Below are 278 nucleotides of genomic sequence, written 5' to 3'. Positions count from 1 at the left end.
GAGTCGTCACTGGCTTGTTGAACCTGACTGGCCTGGCTCTGCTTAACCAACAGCGGCAGCAGCGCTTGGCCGTTATTTGTCAGAGCCTGCACGCTAACGGTTTGGCCGTGACAGGTTAGCTTGAGTGCGGCATCCACCAATAGCAGGCTTTTCAAGTCATCTTTGCTGTCGATTTCTGCGGACTCTAGCAATAAGCTGTTGGCCTTGTTATGACAGAGCCGTTGATAGAGATTTAAAGGGTCAGCCTGATAGCGGCTTGAGACAATCAATGTCTCGAC

The 278-nt window shown here is 51.4% G+C and carries 1 pseudogene; it reads right to left on the bottom strand.

The features are described 5' to 3' along the window. Positions 1–278, bottom strand: a pseudogene (locus J0A66_RS23265) (anthranilate synthase component I); the annotation flags it as partial.

The organism is Bowmanella dokdonensis (assembly GCF_017254865.1).
In the GTDB taxonomy this organism is placed as follows: domain Bacteria; phylum Pseudomonadota; class Gammaproteobacteria; order Enterobacterales; family Alteromonadaceae; genus Bowmanella; species Bowmanella dokdonensis.
This window is presented reverse-complemented; position numbering and strand designations above follow the sequence as displayed.